General features: G+C 41.3%; 16 protein-coding genes. 4 read left to right on the top strand and 12 right to left on the bottom strand.

The features are described 5' to 3' along the window. The first annotated feature begins 208 nt into the window (after positions 1–208). Complete coding sequence (locus ACOQO1_RS16910; protein ID WP_420604062.1) at positions 209–1,321, top strand: LytR/AlgR family response regulator transcription factor; 1,113 nt, start codon at positions 209–211, stop codon at positions 1,319–1,321. A 13-nt stretch (positions 1,322–1,334) separates the two neighbouring features. Here ACOQO1_RS16910 and ACOQO1_RS16905 read toward each other — a convergent pair whose 3' ends face one another. From ACOQO1_RS16905 to ACOQO1_RS16880, 6 genes are all read right to left on the bottom strand, one after another. Then, positions 1,335–1,517: a CPXCG motif-containing cysteine-rich protein gene (locus tag ACOQO1_RS16905; RefSeq protein WP_420604345.1), complete on the bottom strand. Its 183-nt coding sequence runs from the start codon at positions 1,515–1,517 to the stop codon at positions 1,335–1,337. Positions 1,518–1,521: 4 nt separating this feature from the next. Then, positions 1,522–2,847 (bottom strand): TolC family protein, encoded by a 1,326-nt coding sequence (locus tag ACOQO1_RS16900; RefSeq protein WP_420604061.1) that lies wholly within the window; start codon positions 2,845–2,847, stop codon positions 1,522–1,524. Continuing rightward, complete coding sequence (locus ACOQO1_RS16895) at positions 2,844–6,134, bottom strand: efflux RND transporter permease subunit (protein WP_420604060.1); 3,291 nt, start codon at positions 6,132–6,134, stop codon at positions 2,844–2,846. The genes ACOQO1_RS16900 and ACOQO1_RS16895 overlap by 4 nt, the downstream gene beginning before the upstream one ends. Then, positions 6,131–7,267 (bottom strand): efflux RND transporter periplasmic adaptor subunit, encoded by a 1,137-nt coding sequence (locus tag ACOQO1_RS16890; RefSeq protein ID WP_420604059.1) that lies wholly within the window; start codon positions 7,265–7,267, stop codon positions 6,131–6,133. The genes ACOQO1_RS16895 and ACOQO1_RS16890 overlap by 4 nt, the downstream gene beginning before the upstream one ends. A gap of 154 nt (positions 7,268–7,421) precedes the next feature. Continuing rightward, the gene (locus ACOQO1_RS16885; protein WP_420604058.1) at positions 7,422–8,285 is read right to left on the bottom strand and encodes a leucine-rich repeat domain-containing protein; all 864 of its coding nucleotides are present in this window, start codon (positions 8,283–8,285) and stop codon (positions 7,422–7,424) included. A 160-nt stretch (positions 8,286–8,445) separates the two neighbouring features. Next, positions 8,446–10,362, bottom strand: a complete 1,917-nt coding sequence (locus tag ACOQO1_RS16880) for an ABC-F family ATP-binding cassette domain-containing protein (RefSeq protein WP_420604057.1) — start codon at positions 10,360–10,362, stop codon at positions 8,446–8,448. A 65-nt stretch (positions 10,363–10,427) separates the two neighbouring features. Here ACOQO1_RS16880 and ACOQO1_RS16875 point away from each other — a divergent pair, with 65 nt between their 5' ends. Next, positions 10,428–10,820: a DUF983 domain-containing protein gene (locus tag ACOQO1_RS16875; protein WP_420604056.1), complete on the top strand. Its 393-nt coding sequence runs from the start codon at positions 10,428–10,430 to the stop codon at positions 10,818–10,820. On the opposite strand, the gene ACOQO1_RS16870 is transcribed toward ACOQO1_RS16875, so the two are convergent. Continuing rightward, on the bottom strand, positions 10,808–11,863 hold the full coding sequence (locus ACOQO1_RS16870) for an NAD(P)/FAD-dependent oxidoreductase (RefSeq protein WP_420604055.1): 1,056 nt from the start codon (positions 11,861–11,863) through the stop codon (positions 10,808–10,810). The genes ACOQO1_RS16875 and ACOQO1_RS16870 overlap by 13 nt on opposite strands. A gap of 443 nt (positions 11,864–12,306) precedes the next feature. Between ACOQO1_RS16870 and ACOQO1_RS16865 the strand changes: the two genes are divergently transcribed. Both ACOQO1_RS16865 and ACOQO1_RS16860 read left to right on the top strand, forming a co-directional pair. After that, positions 12,307–13,731 (top strand): putative metal-binding motif-containing protein, encoded by a 1,425-nt coding sequence (locus tag ACOQO1_RS16865; RefSeq protein ID WP_420604054.1) that lies wholly within the window; start codon positions 12,307–12,309, stop codon positions 13,729–13,731. Positions 13,732–14,028: 297 nt separating this feature from the next. Further along, on the top strand, positions 14,029–14,175 hold the full coding sequence (locus ACOQO1_RS16860) for a hypothetical protein (RefSeq protein WP_420604053.1): 147 nt from the start codon (positions 14,029–14,031) through the stop codon (positions 14,173–14,175). A 1,165-nt stretch (positions 14,176–15,340) separates the two neighbouring features. Here ACOQO1_RS16860 and ACOQO1_RS16855 read toward each other — a convergent pair. The 5 genes from ACOQO1_RS16855 to gldL form a co-directional block, all read right to left on the bottom strand. Then, positions 15,341–16,198, bottom strand: a complete 858-nt coding sequence (locus ACOQO1_RS16855) for a hypothetical protein (RefSeq protein WP_420604052.1) — start codon at positions 16,196–16,198, stop codon at positions 15,341–15,343. Between the two features lie 596 nt (positions 16,199–16,794). After that, the gene (locus ACOQO1_RS16850) at positions 16,795–17,835 is read right to left on the bottom strand and encodes a Fic family protein (RefSeq protein ID WP_420604051.1); all 1,041 of its coding nucleotides are present in this window, start codon (positions 17,833–17,835) and stop codon (positions 16,795–16,797) included. Positions 17,836–18,257: 422 nt separating this feature from the next. Further along, positions 18,258–19,160, bottom strand: a complete 903-nt coding sequence (gene gldN / locus ACOQO1_RS16845; RefSeq protein ID WP_420604050.1) for a gliding motility protein GldN — start codon at positions 19,158–19,160, stop codon at positions 18,258–18,260. Positions 19,161–19,176: 16 nt separating this feature from the next. Then, on the bottom strand, positions 19,177–20,748 hold the full coding sequence (gene gldM / locus ACOQO1_RS16840; RefSeq protein WP_420604049.1) for a gliding motility protein GldM: 1,572 nt from the start codon (positions 20,746–20,748) through the stop codon (positions 19,177–19,179). Between the two features lie 65 nt (positions 20,749–20,813). Beyond that, positions 20,814–21,464 carry a gliding motility protein GldL gene (gene gldL / locus ACOQO1_RS16835; RefSeq protein WP_420604048.1) on the bottom strand — a complete coding sequence of 217 codons (651 nt, stop codon included), beginning with the start codon at positions 21,462–21,464 and terminating at the stop codon, positions 20,814–20,816. Positions 21,465–21,477 lie beyond the last annotated feature (13 nt).

Raw genomic sequence — 21,477 nt, 5'->3', positions numbered from 1 at the left:
TAAATGCCAATGGACTTCGAGTACCAAAGCAAATGAAAAATCTTTCCTAGCACCTATTAAATCTATGTGAAAGGGAAAAACCGGCCTTAACGGGGAATATTTTGGTTTAAACGGAATATCATTCCTTTAACCATTTATTATCCTACGGGTAAGTTTTTGTTGGGTTGCAAAATCATTATATATTCGAGGAAAATACGGGAGAATTCCTATGCGAAAAGACCGTCTCTATTTTCTAACTTTTGTCTCCATAGCTATTATCTATACGATAATCGCCAGTATTGCACTGCACTATATCAATAAGTCGGAAACCATCACTTTACTAGAGACCTATCTGGAATTCAGCAAGAATGAAACCAAGACCTTTGCATCCCTTGTAGGCCATCAAATGGATACGGGAATAGGAAAAGAAGCCGTAATCCAAAATGTACAGGAAAGTCTTGAAGAAACCGATTTGGATATTGGTTATTTAAGTATTCTGGATTGGTCGGGTAAAATTGTATGCCACCCTGATATTATGAAGGTGGGAGAACAAGCAGGGGCCTCAAAATCTTTTGTGTCCTCGATTACCGAAGATTTAACCATTGAGAGTTTCTATACCCAATTGAAAACAAGATTAAAGGAATTTGACAGTGCCAGTAACGATTCAGATGGTATTGACAACCAGTCCGAAGTGATCCATCTATATTCTGTTGCAGGTACGGATTGGATTGTTGCAGCCCATATAGGGCTGGGTAAAATCTCATTGAAGCTCAAGGAAATGAGAAGCCGGTTCCTCACGATTTTTTTTATTATGGGACTTTTGGTGGTGTTGAGTTATGCAGCTGCAGTTCGATTGATTGGCAGTGTTTATGAGAAAAGGCTTGAGCTTAAGAACAAACTATTGGAAGATGAAGTGTTCAACCTGTCAAAATTAAATAGTGCGGTTGGGGATTACCAGCAACGTGTGCACGATACAGGTATGGTCGGACTGGAAGACACCCCTTCAAAAAGACGTGTGCTCACATATTTGAGAAATGAATTGCTTTCAATTCCCATTGAGGAAATAGCACATATTTACACAGAAAATACAATTACCTATGTGGTTTCGTTTGATGGAAAGCGCTCTACAACCAACTCCAGTTTGGAAGAATTGTTTTCCCAATTGGACAGCGCCCATTTTTTTAGGGCTAACAGACAGTTCATCATCGCTATATCAAGCATTGACAAAATTGTGAAATATGGAAACAACCAATTAAAAATATTGGTTACGCCTAACCCAGATTCCAACATCATTATCAGCAAAAACAGGGCCGCGGAATTTAAGCAATGGTTGAATCTTTGATTCAACCTAACTATTACTGCCCCAACTCCCTTGCTTCAAATTGCAACAACTCATTGTTTTCAAACAGCACACTTGCCTCTATGGGGTTACAGCATACTTCACAGTCCTCAACATAGGCCTGTTTTGTCACTGAGTTATCCAGAAGAAATGATATTTCTTCCCAACAATACGGGCATTGAAAAAAGTGTTCGTACATGGGGTCAGAACTCCACATTCAACAATTGACCGCTTATTTGCAACATTTGCAGTTCTGCCAGTTTAGCACTGTACTTGGCCTGGCTTTGAGCCAATTCTGCATTCAGAAGATTTAATTGGGCTTGCCTAAATTCAATGGAGGTAACCTGTCCCAGTTTAAAACGCTCATCCGTTCGGTTGAAGTTGTTTTGGTTGGTCTGCAGATTCTTCTCTTGTACCTCCAAAACATATAGTGCATTGGTATAACTGTCCCATGCGTTTCTGATATCACGCTCCACCTCCAGTTCAATCTGCTTTTTTAACAATTCTTGGTTTTCATAACCAATCTTTAGGTTTTTTATGCCTGTGACCCCTCTGCCACCATCAAAAAGGCTCCAGGATAGGTTAACGGATCCTGTTAGGCCTGTTGATGTATTTTGAATTAAAAAAGCCAGGGGACTGTTGTTGTTGGATTCGTTCCATCCGTATGTGCCGGTTAGTCCAATTGTGGGCAAAAAAACACTTTTTGCTGCTTTTACATTGTATCGTGAGATGTTGATATCCTTCTCTACAAGTTGTAACCGAATATTATTGGATTTTGCATCATTGTGCATGTTCTCCATTTGCAGTCCAGGAACAAAATTGACTGCGGTATCCGCCACAAACTGTGTTGACAGGTCCTGATTAAGTACAAGATTCAAATCTCGAATCGTATTTCGTAATTGCTGTCTGGAATTCAATAGGTTGATACTATCCGTGTTTATGTCCACTTCTGCATTCAACACATCCAATCCCGTATTTTGGCCATAATCAAATTGATAGCGTGCTCTTTTGAGTCTTTCTTTCGAAATTTCAAGTGCCTGTTCCAAATTTTTGGTGTTCTCGGTCAATCTGGCCACTTCATAATACACACTGAACAATTGTAAAATAGTGTTCTCTATGGTCTGCTTTACTTCCAACTCCGATTGTTGTGACCGTTCTTGAAAACTCTTGTAGCTATAATGCCTGTTCAATCCATCAAAAAGGGTATAATTCACGTTTACGGAAGCATTGTAGCGCCTTGTTTCAACCCCATCTGCCGTTCTTACATCCCCACTGGCCAACTGGCCCTCCGTGCTTTGCCTGTCTATGCTCCCTCCCGCATTGGCAGTAACGCTTGGCAAATATCCAGAGTTCAAAATACTGGCGTTGTTGTCATCCACTTTCTTGGTGTTCCTGGCCACTTTAATTCCCAAGTTGTTCTCCAAAACCAAATCGATGGCCTCAGTTTTGGAAAGTATTTTCTCCTGACCTTGCCCGGTAGTTATAAAAGCCAATAAAAAAATGGGCAGTGTATAAATTATACTTCTCATTCTGTTGTTTCTTCTAAAACTTTTGAAGTGTCATCTTTAGATTCGACGTGGACGGTGCTCCCATTAAGTTGATATGCTCCTTCTTCCAACATATGTTGCTCCTCGTTCTGCTCCTTTATGGCCCTTTCCACTTCTTCCCTTGTTGTTTTCTCACCGGTCCATAATCTTTTGGCCAATACCTTTACGTTATTACCAAATGAAAGAAACAAAGGAAGCATCAATAGGGTAAGAACCGTAGCAAATCCAATACCGTAAGCTATGGAAATGGCCATTGGTTTTAAAAATTGGGCTTGCCTACTTTTTTCCAATAAAAGTGGTGCCAACCCGGCAATGGTGGTAACAGATGTTAAAAATATAGCTCTAAAACGAGAACGTCCAGCTTCATAAAGTGCATCATTAAAATTAAGTCCATTCCTTAGGTTGATATTGAACTTGCCTATCAACACCAATCCATCGTTCACCATAATTCCAATTAGGGCAATAATCCCTAACATAGAGAGAATATTTATGGAGAAACCATGTAACCAGTGTCCCCAGGCCACAGCCGTTAAACTAAATGGCACCAACAATATCAAAAGTAATGGCTGACTGAAACTTCGAAAAGTAAAGGCAATGGTGACATAAATTAGGAACAGTACTGTAAGACCTACAAATGTCAAGGAATCCAAAAGCTTGTTGGCTTCCCTATTTTGACCTTCGAAGGATGGGGTAATTGAGGGATATTTGGATTGAATCTCTGGCATCACCTCATCCTTAATCCATGTCATTCCATCCGTTCCGCTTGTGGTTTGCGGGTCGGTCAAATCTGATGATACCTGAATTTCCCGTTGCCCGTCCAAATGGTTTATGGCCACATCCCCACGTTCAATGGAGTAGGTTGCAATCTCTTTGAGCGGAATTCGCTCCCCGCTTGGGGCCAAAATGCGCATATCGTCCAAATCGGTAATTGAGGACCTATTTTCACGATCATAACGCACCCACACGCGAATCTCATCCTGTCCGCGTTGAAAACGTTGTGCTTGGGCACCGAAAAAACCAGCTCTCACCTGATTCATTACATTTCGTAGATCAAGACCCAACAAATATGCATTCTCTTTTAGCTGCAACCGGATTTCCTTAATTCCAGCTGGGTCGTTATCCGCAACATCCTTCAGCAAGGCATTGTTTAGCATTGCAGTCTTTAATTCAGCCTTAGCCGCCTTCAATTCGGCAATATTGTTCCCCAAAAGAGAAACTGAAACGGGGTCTCCACCAAAATTTCCCCCTGAGCCGTAAATCAGACTTTCTACCCCAATCACAGGACCAACCAGTTCCCGCAATCTTTTGGTCACCAAATCCGCTTTGATCTCATCAGGACGTTCTTCTCCAGGCAATAGATTGATGACCAAAGTGGCTGCGGATGAGCCCGGTCCCAGGTTCTTCAACATATTTTCAAAGAGCACTTTATCCGTTCCCTGTAAATATTCCTCTGTCAGTTCTTGGTTTACAATTTGTGCCTTATCCTGTATAACACTGATAATGGAATCGGTGACCTTTTCATTGGTACCATTGGGCATCAACAGTTCCACGGCAATACGATCGCTGGCAATTCTTGGAAAAAACGAGGTTCTTATGATTCCTCCCCCAATAGATCCAAAAGTCAATACAAGTGCCATAAAGAACAGGGCAAAGGTCAGTATCTTATAATCCAGGGCAAAGCGGAGTGCAGGACTGTACAATTTGTCCCTCATCCAAGCCATGGCCTGGTCGCCCATTTTATTAATGACCCTTAGCTTGGCAAATGCCTGGGCAATACTTGATTTTGGCCCTTCCTTTTGAGGTTGTAATGCTTTGGAATGTGCCAAGTGAGCTGGTAAAATAATCAATGCTTCTACTAGTGACACCACTAAGGTCAACATCACAATTACGGATACTTCACCAAAGAAATCCCCTATTCTACCATCCAAAAACAAGAAAATGGAAAATGCCAATATGGTTGTAATAATCGCTGAAAGAATGGGAGGCATAACCTCCATTGTACCGTCTATAGCGGCACGTATTGGGGTTTTTCCTTTTTCATAATGCTGATAGATGTTTTCCGCGATTACAATACCATCATCCACCAAAATCCCGATAACAATGATCATCCCAAACAACGATAGCACATTAATGGTAACATTGAGCATGGGCGCAAAAACGAACATTCCCAAAAAAGCAATGGGCAATCCAAAAGCCACCCAAAATGCCAATCTAGTATTTAAGAAGAGTGAAAGAAAAATAAGTACCAAGATCATTCCCACAATGGCATTTTCTGTGAGCAGATCGGTACGCTGTGTCAACGTTTTGGATAGATCACGGACAACATCCAGCTGTACATTAGTGTATTTCTGGTTGAACTCTTCGATGTATTCTTTTACCTTCTCTGCGGAACCGATCAGATCTTCAGTATTGGTACTCGTAACAGTTACATTAACGGATAACTCTTCATTAAAATAGGATGCATTTGGGGTTTCGGAGAAACGATCCCTAATGGTTGCAACATCCTTTAACCGAATAGCCCTCCCTGCAGCATCTGCCCTTACCATGACATTGGAGAGTTCATCCCCATAATATGAACGGTTATTGGCCCTGATCAGGTATTCCTCCGCATCTGTCTTTATATTTCCCCCAGTAACCAGAATATTGGCGTTGGATACAGCCTGAGCCACCTCATTAAAGGAAATGTCATAGGCCAAAAGGCTGTTTTCATCCACAGCGATCTCAATTTCTTCAGCAGGATATCCAGAAATGTCTATTTGGGAAATTCCATCTATGGCCCTAAGGTCATTTTCTATTTGGCGTCCAATTTGTTTTAGGGTTACCAGGGGAATGTTATCGCCGCTTATCGCAAAACTGATCGTAGGCCTAACAGGCTCCAACTTTGAAACCACCAAAGGTTCCATGCCTGTTGGAAAGGTGGGCACCCTATCCACGGCATTTTTCACCTCCAACAACATAAAATCAATGTCCCTGCCCTTTTCAATCTCCACATTGATGGAACCACTGTTCTCCCTCGAGGTTGAAGTAACCCGTTCCACGCCCTGCAAACCTTTTAGGTTATCTTCAATTTTGAGAACAATTCCTTCTTCCACCTCTTGCGGAGATGCTCCCGGGTATGTAATATTGATCAACACATTCTTTGACCCGACCAAGGGAAAAAAGGATGATTTTAAGGAAAAGGCACCTACTAGTCCAAAAATTAAAAATGCGATGATTATCACATTAACAGCAACGTGGTATTTAATAAAGTAGGAGATTACCTTTTTCACGATTTGGCTCTTTTTACATTGCTACTATCAAATACTTTTACCAACATTCCTGCATAGGCCCCGGTCAATGCCCTGGTCACAATAACTTCCTTGTTGGGAACATCCTTAAGTACTACTTTTTTATTGGAGAAATAAACCGGGTTCACATCGATCAGGTCCAAAATGGAGTCTCGCACCACAAATATTTGATTGTTTTCCAATAGTAAGGAGCGATCTATCTCAATGGCATTTGGCTCTTCCCTTGCCTCCAAATAGGCCTCTAAGTATTGTCCTTCTTTTAAGTCATCCCCACTTACCTCAATAAAAACCGTTATGGTTTGTGATCCTTGATCTACCCTTCCATTTACACGGGCAACTTTTCCCAAATATTTTTGGGTCTTTTCCAAATTGGTAAGCTCCACTTTCTTTCCAACTTTTAAAAAGTCTCCATAGGTTTTGCTTACCGAAACCTCCAACTCGTAGACTCCGGTATTGATGAACTCCCCCAACTTCTGGCCAGATCTTATCAAGGTTCCCTCGGTAACCAAGGCATCAGTGAGAACACCTCTAAAAGGTGCTGCAATTGTGTATTTGGACAAGCGCTGCTCCAAATTCTTTACGTTATAGTAATTGGATATCACCCCCCTTCCTGAAATGAAGAACTTTTCTTTTTCCGAGGTCATCTCCGGTAATTTTGGAGTGGTTTTGTTTAAATCGAAACTATTTAAATATTCCTGCCATTTGGGATAGATTTCAGGGTAATCCAACCTCAGGTCGGGCATAATTGAAGTAAGCAGATTGTACAAATTACTTTTTGAAGATTGCACACTGGCGTAGTATTCGTTAGCGTCTATTCGAATCAAGGTTTGCCCTGCATTATATTCCTGTCCTGTCCGGAACAATTTACTTCCAGACCTGAAAACTCCCTGTACTTCTGAATACAGTTCGACCCTCTTTTTGGCTTTCAGATTTCCGTTGGCAGGCACCACAATGGGAACAACTCCGTTTTGTACAGTATCAACAAAAACGGTTTTAACAACCTTCCGTGGTTCTGGCCTCCTGTTTTTTTTGCTTCCAGTAATGATTTTAGCAAAATACAGTGATCCAAAAATGATAAGGCCGCCCACTACGGCCGAGATAATTAGCTTGCGCATGTGTTGGTGAAAATTTGCTTTGCAAAGCTATTGGCTAGTAGATGTTAGTAAGGTTAAATATTTCATAAATTGTTTACGGACACGTTCGCTTTATAAATAAAAAAAGGGGATACACGCCTGTATCCCCAAACCAAACAAACTAAAGTATAACTAACTACTCATTATCGTCAACATCTTCAAATTTTGTATCCGCCATTCTTGTGCGTTGAAGCTGTATATCGTTGAACCTTGGATTCAAGGTCTTTTCATCGGTATCAAAAACCAAAAATTGTTTTGTGTCCATTTGCTTGAGTCCGGTATAGGAATCAAATCGGTTATTTTGAATCTGAAGTATTTTTAGACTTGCCAATTGACTGAATTCAGCCGGAATCTCCCCGCCCAATTGATTGTTGGACAGGACCAGCTCACGCAGTTGGCCCAGATTACCCATTTCCTGGGGAATAGACCCTTCCAGGTTATTCTCAAAAAGCCCAAGGGCTTCCAATTTGGTCAGATTGCCTATGGAATTTGGAATGATCCCTTTAAGATTGTTACTGGACAGGTTCAACTCCTTAAGATTTTCCAGTTCACCAAAGGTGGGCGGTATAGATCCACTCAAAAAGTTATTGAACATGGAAAACACCTCTAATTCCTTCATCTGCCCAACACCCAATGGCAATGATCCTTTTATGCGGTTCATCTCCAACCGAAGTACCTTTAAACTTTTCAGCTTTACAATATCCTTTGGCAAAACTCCTGTTATGCCATTAAAAGCGAGATTTAAATGAGTTAAATATTTTAACCTTCCTAAACTTTCAGGCAGAACACCTTGTAAATTGTTTCTGAACAAGTTAATCCCGACCACATGACCATCCTTCAACTCAACACCTTTCCAAGTGCTTATTGAAGTATTCAAATCCCATGGTGTGGTCCAACCAGATCCATTGGTACTATGGAACAGGTCTATAAGTGCACTTTTTTCCTTTTGTGAAACCTCGGCATATGAAAACGTAGGACCAGAGGCACAAAGGAATATCATGTAAAGAATAGTTAGTCTCATAGAGGTTGAAAATCTATTTTTATAAGAATTTCCTTACAAATTAAGAGAAGAACCGGTTCAGCTACAAATTAATTGGGTGAAGCCAAGAAAATTTGTTGTGAAAGGGTCTAAATGTGTGGTGTAGTGATTCCCTATTGGGCTATTTATTCAATAATTCCAGGTCTTGGGACAATTTTTCCCAGTCCAACATCAGGGTTTCCAATTGGTCCTTTTTTCCCTGGTATTCATCAAAAAAGTTGGGTTTGGCAATAGTGGCATCATAATCCATGAGCAGCTCATGGTCTATGTCCGCAATCTCCTTTTCCAATTGGGAAATCTTTTTTTCTACCCCGCTCAGTTTATTTTTGAGGGATTTTAGCTTCTTCTGGGTCTGGTAGTCATTTTGCTTGGGCTTTTCCTGCGTTTTGACCTTATTCTTTTGCTCCCCCTTTTCAATTTTTCGAAAATCTTCGGCCTTGCGCTGCTCCAGGTAAAAGTCAATATCGCCCAAATATTCTTTGATGCCACCATCTTTGAACTCGTATACGCGATCCGTCAATCCTTGTAGAAAATCCCGATCGTGCGAAACCAATATCAAAGTCCCTTCAAACTTTTGCAAGGCTTGTTTCAACACGTTTTTGGATTTTATATCCAAGTGGTTGGTAGGCTCATCCATTACCAGCACATTAAACGGCTGCAACAACATTTTGGCCAGTGCCAAACGGTTACGCTCTCCTCCGGAGAGTACCTTTACATACTTTTCCACCTCATCGCCCCGGAACAAAAACGAACCCAAAATATCCCTGACCTTACTTCTGTTGCTTTCGTTAGCGGCATCGATCATGGTATCCAGAATGGTTTTGCTGCCATCCAAATATTCTGCCTGGTTTTGCGCAAAATATCCAATCTGCACATTGTGCCCGATCTTCAGCGTTCCACCATGCTCCAATTCCCCAACCATTATTTTGGCCAATGTGGTCTTCCCTTGTCCGTTCTGGCCCACAAATGCGGTTTTACTGCCACGTTCCACCAATAGGTCAATGCCTTCCAATACCAATTTTGGACCATAGCTCTTGGAAAGTTCTTCCAGCTCTGCCACCACCTTTCCCGGGGTCACCGATACCGGAAACCGAACATTCATCACACTATTATCATCCTCATCTACCTCAATGCGTTCAATTTTGTCCAGTTTTTTGATAAGGGATTGCGCCATGGACGCCTTGGTGGCCTTTGCCCTGAACTTCTCTATCAGTTTTTCGGTCTGCTGAATCTGTTTTTCCTGGTTTTTTTGGGCATTCAGCTGTTGCTCCTTCATCTCTTTCCGAAGCAAAAGGAATTTGGAGTACGGTTTATTATAGTCATAAATTCGACCCAACGAAATCTCGATGGTTCTATTGGTCACATTGTCCAAGAACATTTTGTCGTGCGATACAATGACCACGGCCCCCGGATAATTCTTCAGAAATTGCTCCAGCCAAATAATGGACTCAATGTCCAAATGGTTGGTGGGCTCATCCAATAGCAACACATCGTTGTTTTGAAGTAAAAGTTTGGCCAACTCAATCCGCATACGCCATCCACCGGAAAACGTATCCGTAATCTTGTCAAAATCCTCCCGCTTAAATCCAAGGCCCAACAATACCTTTTCGGTATCGCCTTGATAGTTATATCCACCCAAAATCTCATAGCGATGGGTAACATCGGTCAAATCTACCATCAACTGGTTGTAGCCCTCACTTTCATAATCGGTGCGTTCCGCAAGTGCGGTATTTATTTCATCCAGTTGCAACTCCAGGGACTTGATCTCTGAAAATGCCTGGTACGATTCTTCCAGAACTGTCCGCCCCATCACAAAATCGATATCCTGTTTCAGAAAACCGATTTTAATATCCTTTTCCATGGCAATGGTTCCCGTATCCGGAGCCATTTCTTTGGACAACAATTTGAGCAAAGTGGATTTACCAGCACCATTTTTACCAATAAGGCCCACCCTATCGCCCCCGTTTAGCCGAAAGGCAATCTCCTCAAAAAGATACTCGCCGCCAAAAGCGACAGAAAGGTTATGAATATTTAGCATTTTATGTGACCTGAATTACAAGGCAAAAGTGGGCGAATCCGTATTTTTGCACAAAATCGCTGCAAATGTTAAAAAAAGGAAACAAACTCTACAGTATTTTAACAGGAAGTTGTCCTAAATGCCATGAAGAGAGCATGTATACCAACAAGAATCCCTATGCCATCTCCCAACTTTTTAAAATGCACGAGCGCTGCTCCACTTGTGACACCAAATACAAAATTGAGCCTTCCTTTTTCTATGGGGCCATGTATGTGAGCTATGCGGTGGGCATTGCTTTTGCCGTAGCCGCCTTTGTAATTGCCTTTTTGATCATAGGCGCATCTTTGGTAAACACCTTTATTGCCATTGTGCTGACCATGATCGTTTTTATGCCGGTAATCATCCGTTTATCCAGAAATATTTGGATCAACTTTTTTATTTCCTACGAAAAAAAGGAAATCAGAAGTCAGTTGGAATAATACTTTTTGGTAAACCTTTCAATATTAATCTCCGCGTCCAGGGCCGTCCCCCTTTCAATATGATTGAACAATTGTTTTGAGGCATAGGGAGCTATCATCACCCCGCGGGATCCAAAACCGTTGAGCACGTACAGGTTCTTATGTTCAGGATGCTGCCCAATCAAAGGTCTTCTGTCTGCAACCGTTGGCCGTATGCCCGCCATATGGTCCACCACTTCAAAATCGCATTTTAAAAATGTCCGCAATTTTTCCAGCAGTTCGGTTTTAGCTTCCTCGGTGGGAACGTTGGTCTTATCTTTCCATTTATAGGTGGCGCCCACCAAGTAAAGGTCACCTTCGTAGGGTACCGTGAACACCGAAGATTTAATAATGTTGTCTTCCTTATACGCTGGGGCCTTTATGGTCAACAGTTCCCCTTTGGTGCCATTTAAGGGCAAATAGTTAAAAAACGGATTGTTTTTAAGCCCGTAGCCACTGGCAAACACAATTTGCTTATATAATATCGATTTATAGGCAATGTGCTCCCCTAGCGGCTCAAAACGGTCAAAATCAAAGGATTCCTGCTCCAACAGGCCTTTTTGGGTTAAATAAGAGGCATAGGAAGTGAGCAAGGCTCTTGTATCTATTCTTCCCGTATATTTTACCTCGCCATAGCCAAAGGGGGCATCTATGCCAGGGTTTTTATTTTCTACAATGTTGGTCGATAAAAAATAATCCAGCCCAGGGCGGTCCGCTGCCTCAAACCAAAGGTTCTGTTCCTCTACCGATGCAAATTTTCTGAGCACCGGAATCTTATGATCCAATTTCACCCCCAGTTTTTGCTCCAGGTCTTTGTAAAACGGAAGGGCCATTTCCAATTGCTCCTTAGCGTTCCAGGCCAGGGTAAACCGTTTTAAGATCACCGGATTGTAAAGTCCGCCCGCCACAAGGGACGATTGCTGCGAAGCATCTGAAACCACGGTAAAGGACTTGCCCTCGCGCTCCAATTTCTCACAAAACGAAATACCGGCCAGACCCAGCCCAACGATCAAATAATCTTGCATGCTGCAAAAGTAGGAATCCTTGGTAGAAGTTGGAGGTTAGAGGTTAGAGGTTAGAGGTTAGAGGTTAGAGGTTAGAGGTTAGAGGTTAGAGGTTAAAAACTACACAATTGAAAACTGTTCACTGTTCACTGTATACTGACCACTGTCAACTGTTCCACTAACCCACTATTTCACTGATAACTGTTCACTGATTACTGAAAACTTAAAACTGTCAACTGATAACTGTTCACTGTTTGCTGATCACTGTCAACCGTTCCACTAACCCACTATTTCACTGAATACTGAGAACTGAATACTGAGAACTGAAAACTTAACACTGCCAACTTAAAACTGTTCACTGAAATCCCCCATCCATCAACCCAAACCCTACATCCGTCAATTGGGATACAAACCGCTACCCGCCACACTATACCTTCACATTTTAACGCTAAATTTTTTCTATTATGAAAAAGAAACATGTATTTCAATGTGCAATGGCCATATGCCTTGCCTTTTTGATCATTACAGCCTGTAGCAAGGACGATGGCTGCGAGACCAAGACCTATTATTTGGATGCGGACAACGACACCTTTGGAGACAGTGCAAAGTCCAAGGAAGCCTGTACCAAACCAGAGGGCAATTATGTATTGAACGGTGGCGACACCGATGACGACGATGACAACGTAAACCCCAATTGTACCAACAAGTTCTATGAAGATGCCGACAATGACGGCGAGGGGGATCCCAATACCGAAGTGCTTGCCTGCAAATTGCCCGTGGAAGAGGGCAAGACCTTTGTGGACAACAAACTGGACCCCAACGACAAGGACGGGACCATTACCAGCGCTTGTAAGGATAACGATGCTAAGAAAACATTTTATGTGGACAACGATGGTGACGGCTTTGGTGTAGAGAGTGAGTTCGTTCTGGCCTGTACAAACCCGGATCCGGAGAAGTACACAGATTTGGACTCCGCCTTTGACTGTAACGACAACGACGAGAACATTAACCCTGACGTAGAGATAATTTATTACAGGGACAGTGACGAGGATGGCTACGGTTCCGATGACAAACTTGATAAAGAAATAAGGCCAGCCTGTGATCCACCAAAGTACAGTTTTGCTTTACAGGCTGGAGACTGCAATGATGATGACAAAAACATTAACCCGGGCATACCCGATGAAGATGATGACCCCACTGATGGCATTGACAGTAACTGCGATGGCACAGTGGAAATAACAGGTACCATCTGGACCGGCCCGGATCTTAATTTTAGCACGGTAAACGAGAATTGGGTGGATGATGACCAAAACCATGACCAGATAACCGAGAATATCTCCCTTGTCATATCAAATCATCCTAATGAAAAGGGCTATTTAACCAATCTCCAATGGTGGTTGGATACTTTTGGACAGGTTCCAGAACAAGACGATATTTTTTGGGAGTTTAAAAACAATACTGACCCGACCATAGCTGTGGGCAGCGAAAAGCCTAGTGCCGGCCCACAAGGTTTACGTTGGGCCATTTTGGAACAGGGAGGCGATACCCAAAGCTGGGAAGATTTTGAGCTCTATGGCTCTCTGGGAAACCCTACCCATTTTTATAGCCTGCACAATATTGTTGCTATTTGTGCAACATTGGATGGTATTGATGGAGGAGGAGGATTAGGAGCAGAATATCAATTTAACGGGGTCATCGATGATTTCACTATCGATTCCAATTTCCCCTTTGGTGATGGTAGTGGTTTTCCCTGGCTATTAGTTGATAAAACCCTGGGTGTATGGATCGAGGAAGAGGACATCTACTTTACCATTACCTTTGCAGAATTTGATTTTGATGATAGCATTATAAGCTATACCCGCTCCACGCCCAATGAACAGCAAAATTAAAGCTATAACACCCTAACCATAGGTATGCACCAAGGCCCCGGGAAAACCCGGGGCTTTTTTGCGTAATAGTGTCCCCTTGAGAGCCTGTGCTGAGCGTGGTCATTGAGCGTACGCGTGTCGCTGAAGCTTTAGCGTAAGCACAGTCGAAATGAAGCCGAAGTAGTACTTTAGGGGTGTCTGTGAGGGGAGATGTCAACCAACAATACTTGTCATGCTGACCCTGAGTTTAACGAGGGGGAAGCATCCCAAAACAATTATCCGTTACGTGGGATTCTTCAATCGCTACACTCATTCAGAATGACAAAAAAGGAGTTGAAAGTGGGGAGCATGAAGTATAATTTACTGTTCGGAATGAAAAGCTCCTTCCCCTGTCATCCTGAGCCTGTCGAAGGGAAGGGAAGGTGGATTCCAACCAAAGGTTGGGAGACGGAAGGGATGATCTAAGGCTGTCAAACACATGAAAATATTACCCTTTCCGTCCCGCAAACGCGACACCTTTCCCTTTAAAGGGAAAGGAACATTTATAGTTCTTGTTAGGTGTCAGTTCAAGCTGTCATCCTGAGTAATTTCACACTGAGCAATGTCATCCTGAGCAATGTCATCCTGAGCCTGTCGAAGGACTGTCGAAGGACTGTCGAAGTGCTGTCGAAGGACTGTCGAAGTGCTGTCGAAGTGCTGTCGAAGGACAAGAACCAGAGTTTGTGAAATCTATGCAATTCGTGTCAACCAATGATACTTGTCATGCTAATCCCTGTGTTTAACGAAAGGGAAGCATCTCACAACATTGTAAGGTTTGTTTCGTGGGATTCTTCAATCGCTACGCCCATTCAGAATGACAAAAAAAGGGAATTGAACGTGGGAAGCACAATTTGTTGTTCGGAGCAATTGTCCCCTTGAAAGCCTGTACTGAGCGTGGTCATTGAGCGAAGTCGAAATGAAGCCGAAGTAGGACTTTAGGGGTGTCTGTGAGGGGAGATGTCAACCAACAATACTTGTCATGCTGACCCTGAGCTTAACGAGGGGGAAGCATCTCATCTCAAAACAATTAAAGTTCGTTGCGTGGGATTCTTCAATCGCTACGCTTATTCAGAATGACAAAAAAAGGGAGTTGAACGTGGGAAGCACAATTTGTTGTTCGGAGCAATTGTCCCCTTGAAAGCCTGTGCTGAGCAAAGCCGAAGTAGGACTTTAGGGGTGTCTGTGAGGGGAGATGTCAACCAACAATACTTGTCATGCTGACTCCTGAGCTTAACAAAGGGGATGCATCCCAAAACAATTGTCCGTTACGTGGGATTCTTCAATCGCTACGCTCATTCAGAATGACAAAAAAAAGGGAGTTGAAAGTGGGGAGTACGAAGTATAATTTGATGTTCGGAGCAATTGTCCCCTTGAGGGGACTTTAGGGGTGTCTGTCTGAGCAGGTGTCAACCAACAATACTTGTCATGCTGACTCCTGAGCATCACAAAGAGGAAGCATCCCAAAACAATTATCCGTTACGTGGGATTCTTCAATCGCTACACTCATTCAGAATGACAAAAAGAACATATTATTTATCTTTGGGAGCCATGGACCATAGCTTTTCATAGGAGCCATTGTTGTACGCAGTATTTATTGTTCGTAAACATTTATTAATTCTTTATCAATTCCAAACTCATATTTGAAGTTTCCAACTCCAAAAGTTTGTTTATCGGTCTTTTTAAATCTTCCTTTGTTCATAAATAGAAAATCATCTTGATTGCAATCTTGAGTATAATGTGCTATCACTAAATTGTAGAAATTGAAATTTCCATTTTCGTTTTTATGTAATGTCAAAAATTCATTTTTCATTGCTTCTGGTACATTCATCAAAGCTTTTGTTTGATTATTGACTTCTTGCATAGCTTCAATTTCGTTTCTTTGGAATTGTTTAGCTTCTTTAACCATACTTTCAACCATTTTTTGGTTAATATCTTTCAGCCATTTAGTAGATGAATTTTCCCATTCAGATGAAGTAAATGCTGTGAGTATTCCATTTTCAAATTGAAGATAAAGTCCAAGTTTTTGTGATTTATATAAATCTTTGTCTTCTTTAGTCAAGTCAAGAATTGATTTAATAAAATCCAAATCAAAGTTTTCATAGTCGATGCCTTCTTGTAAAATGTCCTCAACATTTAAGTCAGAATATTCAAAGTCCCAATCTATTCCTTTTACAGCTTTTGAAACATCTAAAAATGAAATTTTAGTTTTGTTTTCAGCTAATACAAATTCAAGACTTTTAGTTAAGGTTTTAAATCCTAAAACTGATATTTTGTTAGAATCAAATGAATGTATTGTGTAAATGTGGTTTGTGGGAAAACCAATTGTTTCAATACAGTCGTTTATAGAGCCTTTTTCTAACCCATTTATTGGGATTAGTTCCTTGCCTTCAACCTTGAAGAATCCTGTTTTGCTGCTAAATTCTTTATTAGAAAATAAATTTTTAAACATTCGTATGGTTTGGTTTATATTGCATACAACGTTTACGCTAAAAATCGTTTTAATGATTGTTTAGCAACCGATAAGTGAAGTTCGGGAATTTTGATTTAAAAGTCGAGCGTAAATCGATTGTTATAAGATATGGATTGACAAAAATTGCAATAAAATATTCATGAGCTTCTTGCCTGCCCTTCGACAAGAAGCAGCGCAAAGTTTGTGAAATCTGTGCAATTCGTGTCCGCCAAAGCTACACGGGAAAGGAACCTATAAAAAAGCTCCTTCCCCTGTCATCCTGAGCCTGTCGAAGGGAAGGTGGATTGATGCAAAGCATCAAGACGGAAGGGATTGTTCCATGTCCAGAACCCAGTTCTACCCTTTCCGTCCCACTTGTGGGACACCTTTCCCTCCAAAGGGAAAGGAACATTTATAGTTCTTGTTGGGCGTCAGTTCGAGCTGTCATCCTGAGCAATGTCACACTGAGCCTGTCGAAGTGCTGTCGAAGGACGAGAACCAGAACAAAGTTTGTGAAATCTATGCAATTCGTGTCCGCCAAAAAAAAATAAAAACCACAACTTAACATCACCTCTAGGCAAGTCTATGGAAAACCCTTAAAAATAGGTCTCGACCGCAAATTGGAACTGATCGATAAATATATCTTTAAAACTGGTAATATTATTTTGTTCATAGAACAACAGCATGGCCTTTTTATAATGTATGGAGTCAACTGTCCTGAATGATTGCGGGCAATGACCGTACTCCATTAAAATGGCATTGGCCACAATACGGGCAGTTCGTTTATTACCATCCATAAATGGTTGAATGTAGGATACCAAAACCAAGGCCAACAATGCTTTTTCAAATACATTTTCTTTACCATTGACTACCTTACAGGTCTCTTCCAATGCCTCCAGTATTTGAAATTCATTGTCCAATGGTCTGTAATTGGTTCCAGAAATACCAACTCTCCTTTTTCTAAGGTTCCGTTCCACACCAAGTTCTTTGGTCAACATACTATGTATCTCCTCAATTTTAGAAACCGTAAGTTGGTTCAGGTAACCCTTATTCTCAATAATAAAGTCGAGTGCATCTTTGTGATTCAACAACATTATGGCTTCTTCCTTGGTTTTTCCTGCAGCTGTTTCCTTTTCTTTCAACAATTGTTCGGTCTCTAAAAGGGAATAAGTGTTCCCTTCTATCTGGGAAGATTTCCAGCTTAGGTCTATGGCAAGTCTTTCCAGTTCTTTTCCATATTCATTTTCAGAGAGCCCAGAAATATTCATGGTATATTTTTGCTGCAAGCTTTCCAGTTTTTTCAGTTCGCTTGTTGTGAAAATACTGTGTCCCACCAACGTTTCCCTTATCAGCTCAAAATTGAAATGTTCCTTGATCTGGCGTTCATCCACCTCTTTTTCATAATACAATTCCATATCAATGGGTTGAATCAACTCAAATATGGGCGATAATTGGTATTTTGTACCCTTTCCCAATCCTGTGGATACAAGATAATGTTTGGACTTTAAATCGCTTAAAATCCTTTTTAATGTGGCATAACTTATAGGCAGTTCAACCGCATCAAAAATCTGTTTTGAGGAACATTCCCCAGCATCTGTAACAAAATCTATAATTTTCTGCTCCCTTTCATTTATCATACATAGGTTTTTGGCTCATAAAAATACTTTTTTTAGCTCAATTGCAATGTGTTTTTGAGCTATAATAACATATTATTTGAGCTATAAATAGCTTCTTTGGAGGAGTTAAACTTCTCGACAACACCTGTTCACCAACAAAAGGCAGGCTCAAACCATCAATTTTGTCATGCTGACCCTGAGCTTAACAAAAGGGAAGCATCTCATCTCAAAACAATTGTCCGTTACGTGGGATTCTTCAATCGCTACGCTCATTCAGAATGACAAAAATGGTTCATGGACGTAAACAAGAACAATGCGCTCCTTCCCTTTCCTTCGACTGCGCTCAGGATGACAAGGGAAGGAACATTTACGGTATGCAACAAAAAAAACGCCGCACTTTAGTGCGGCGTTTATATGAATTGAATTGGAAATTTTAATTATGGCTAGTAAGCCCACATATCCTGTTCCCTATCGCGGATAACCTCCTTGATTCGTTTGGCTTCCAACAATTGGAACAGTGCATTGTCAAAGATATAATCGTCAATCTCACGATCCCCATGGACATTGTCCTCTTTATAGATCACACCATTAAAACGACGTGCGTTCAACAGCATATCAAAAGATATGGGACGTGCAGAGTTACGTTGGTTATAGACCTTGGCTTCGTGCAGAATCTGCCTTGCAGCTGGATACCAGATCCAAAACAGTTCCACTTTGTTTTCGCCCGGGTCTACAGATTCATCGTCAATGAAGTTTACATCCGGAGCAACCGGTGCAATCCCCAACAAACGATACTTTAACTCTCCTTGACGCTTATCAAAATACCACATTCCTTTTATACGATACTCCTCAACATCGGCAGCGTTCAAATCTCTTTGGTTTATAAATTCCGCAGAAATCTGCTCCCCGGCGTTGATCTGTTCGTATCCAAGATCGGTAGTATCCACTTTGCTCAATGTAGCGGTCAAATCCTCAAACTTTCGCTTTTCAGTAAAGTAAGAGTCCGTATATACCTCGGTCAAATTTCCATTTTTAATGTTCTTCATCAAAACATGGTATAGCGACCTTCTGTCCGCACCAATACCAATGGTATCGGTTGGGTAGTATAATGGAAAATTAACACGCTCATCCAGGTCGATCACTTCCCATACAGTCTTGGACCAAAGGATATCCCTATCATCAATGTATCCATAATCCAACGGGGCGTCATTGTCCTGTTCTATTTGGGCTTGCGTCTTTTTCCCAACCTCTTCTGGCAACTTGGCATTTAAAATGTTTGCCTGTGCCATAATAGATATGGGCATTAAGCTTAAAGCTCCAATCAGTAATGCATTTTTCCAATTCATGATTATCTATATACTTTTAGTTTGTAAGCTCAACAACAACCGGAGAAACCTTTTTCAACTTGTATGTCCTGTTGTTAGATATGAAAGCTTTGATATCGAATATCTGAACCGCCTCACCTCTCTTAGCTCTTTTAAGGGCAGATTTGGCTCTTCCATTCAATTTGTTTCCGTTTACTGTAATTGTAGGCTGACCCGGCACTTTAAATTTGAATCCGCTAACAGCAAGGTTCAAATCAAAATCAAAGTCTTCCAACATAGCGCCAATGGTAGAAATCTCAAGGTTTCTTCTTGGCATTTTTACGCTACCAGCTTCACCACGTACAGTACCTCCAGGTCTTGGAATATCCTTGATACGGAAGGTTGCAGGCGTGCTGATTCTTTGTCCATCTGGCAATACACCTGATGCACTAATGGTAACTTCTCTTCCCTTACCTGGGTTCATAACATACTTGCTACCAGCTCTTCTGGTAAGACCAGGAGCAGAAGCGGTAACTTTGTTATCAGGAATTCCAGGAATGGAAATCGTCATTGGGTTGGAAACCCCACGGTAAACCACGTTCATTTTATCGGCAGCGATTACGGCAGCGTTAGGCTTGTTGATTGTAGAGAAGGTATTCTTTACTTCAACTGGCACTTCGTTACCATCCTGCATATAGATCAATTCACCCTTAAGTTCGTGATCTCCTGCAGCACCGGCACTGATCAATAGTTTTACACCACCAGCTTCCAACTCATAATCTCTACCTTCTTTCAATTCTCTACCATCCAAAGTCAAGTTTGCTTTTTCTGGCTTAGCAGTCTTATCTGTTTTACCAACAACAATACTACCTTGGAATTTTTCACCGGAATAGAACACAGATTTCTCTTGCTCCAATAGGGTTGAAAAGTTCTTCAATGAAACAGCCTCTGTCAAGTTACCTTCCAAAAGTCCCTTAAGAACCTCTTGCTCAGTAGCTTTAATATCAGCTTGCAATTGCGTTACCTTGGTCAAAGATGCCACTAAAGGATATCCTTCAAAATGGTAATTGATCCAATCAACTTTTACCTTATCTCTAAGTCTGGTTACTTTACCATCCTTGTCTCCGGTTTCAAATCGGGTCTGTACAGCTCCTTTGATCTCTCCCATGTTTTCTGGAAGGGCAGCTGAGATTTTCTCCCTATAATCATTCAATTTTGATAAAAACTCTTGTCCTTCCGGCTTTAAGTTATCTCCTTTGAAGAATAGGTTGTCCAAGTAATCGGATTTATCCATTACAACATAGTTGTTTGGATCTTCCTGATCGGCCAACATTCCTTTTTTCAACTCTTCCAAGTACTCATAGTACTCTTGTGAAAGTTGCTTCACGGTTTTGGCTTTTTCGTATAACGGACCATACTTTATTGCATCTTCTGAAGCTTTTGTTTCCAAACCTTCAAAATAGGCCAAGTTGTTTGCATCCGCTTTTTCGTTGGAAGTTTCCAGCTTTGCATTCATCAAACCGAATGCGGCAAGGACTTCCTTACTCATATTTAGGGCCAACATCGCGATGAAGATCAAGTACATAAGGTTGATCATCTTCTGACGTGGTGTTTGTTTTCCTGATGCCATGTTTTTTCTCTAATTAGAATTAATAATTAATTTGATCTGGGTTTGGTGTCAATCAACAACCCTAATTAGTTTTTTGCCATAGCGGACAACATACCTCCGTATACTCCATTCAAAGAAGAAAGGTTGGTTGCCAAAGATTCCATTTGATCTTTAAGAGCACCTGCATTCTGTACTACTTCCTCGTTGATAGAAGCTTGACGGCTAGCGCTTTCCAATTGTACTTTGTACAAGCTGTTCAAAGATTCCATTTGAGCGGCTGCATGGGATAATTCCTCTGAGTACTTTTTAGTATGCTGAATAGCATCTGTAGTAGGAGCAATACCTTTGGCAGCACCTTCAAAGTTTTTGATACTATCACCCAAGCTTGTGAAAAGCTCAGAATCAATATTGGCTTCTTTTAAAAGATCATCCAATTTTCTGGAAAGAAGACCTTCAGCTTCTTGAGCTTGCTTAGCGTCATTCTTGTTTCCTTTAGATTGACCGTTGGCCAATTCTGGATAAACCAAAGACCAATCGTACTCATCATCTACTGGTTCAAATGCAGAGATAGCAAAGATCAATGCTTCAGTAATAAGTCCAACTGCAAGGAGTAATCCACCGGTCAGTGGTCCAAATTCCCAGTGAAGGATTTTAAATAGTGCACCAATAATTACTACCGATGCTCCAAGCCCGTAGGCCATGTTAAACAGCTTTTTTGTTGATTTTGACTGTGCCATAATTCTAGTTTTA

Source organism: Flagellimonas sp., from assembly GCF_965222555.1.
Taxonomy (GTDB): Bacteria; Bacteroidota; Bacteroidia; order Flavobacteriales; family Flavobacteriaceae; genus Flagellimonas.
This window is presented reverse-complemented; position numbering and strand designations above follow the sequence as displayed.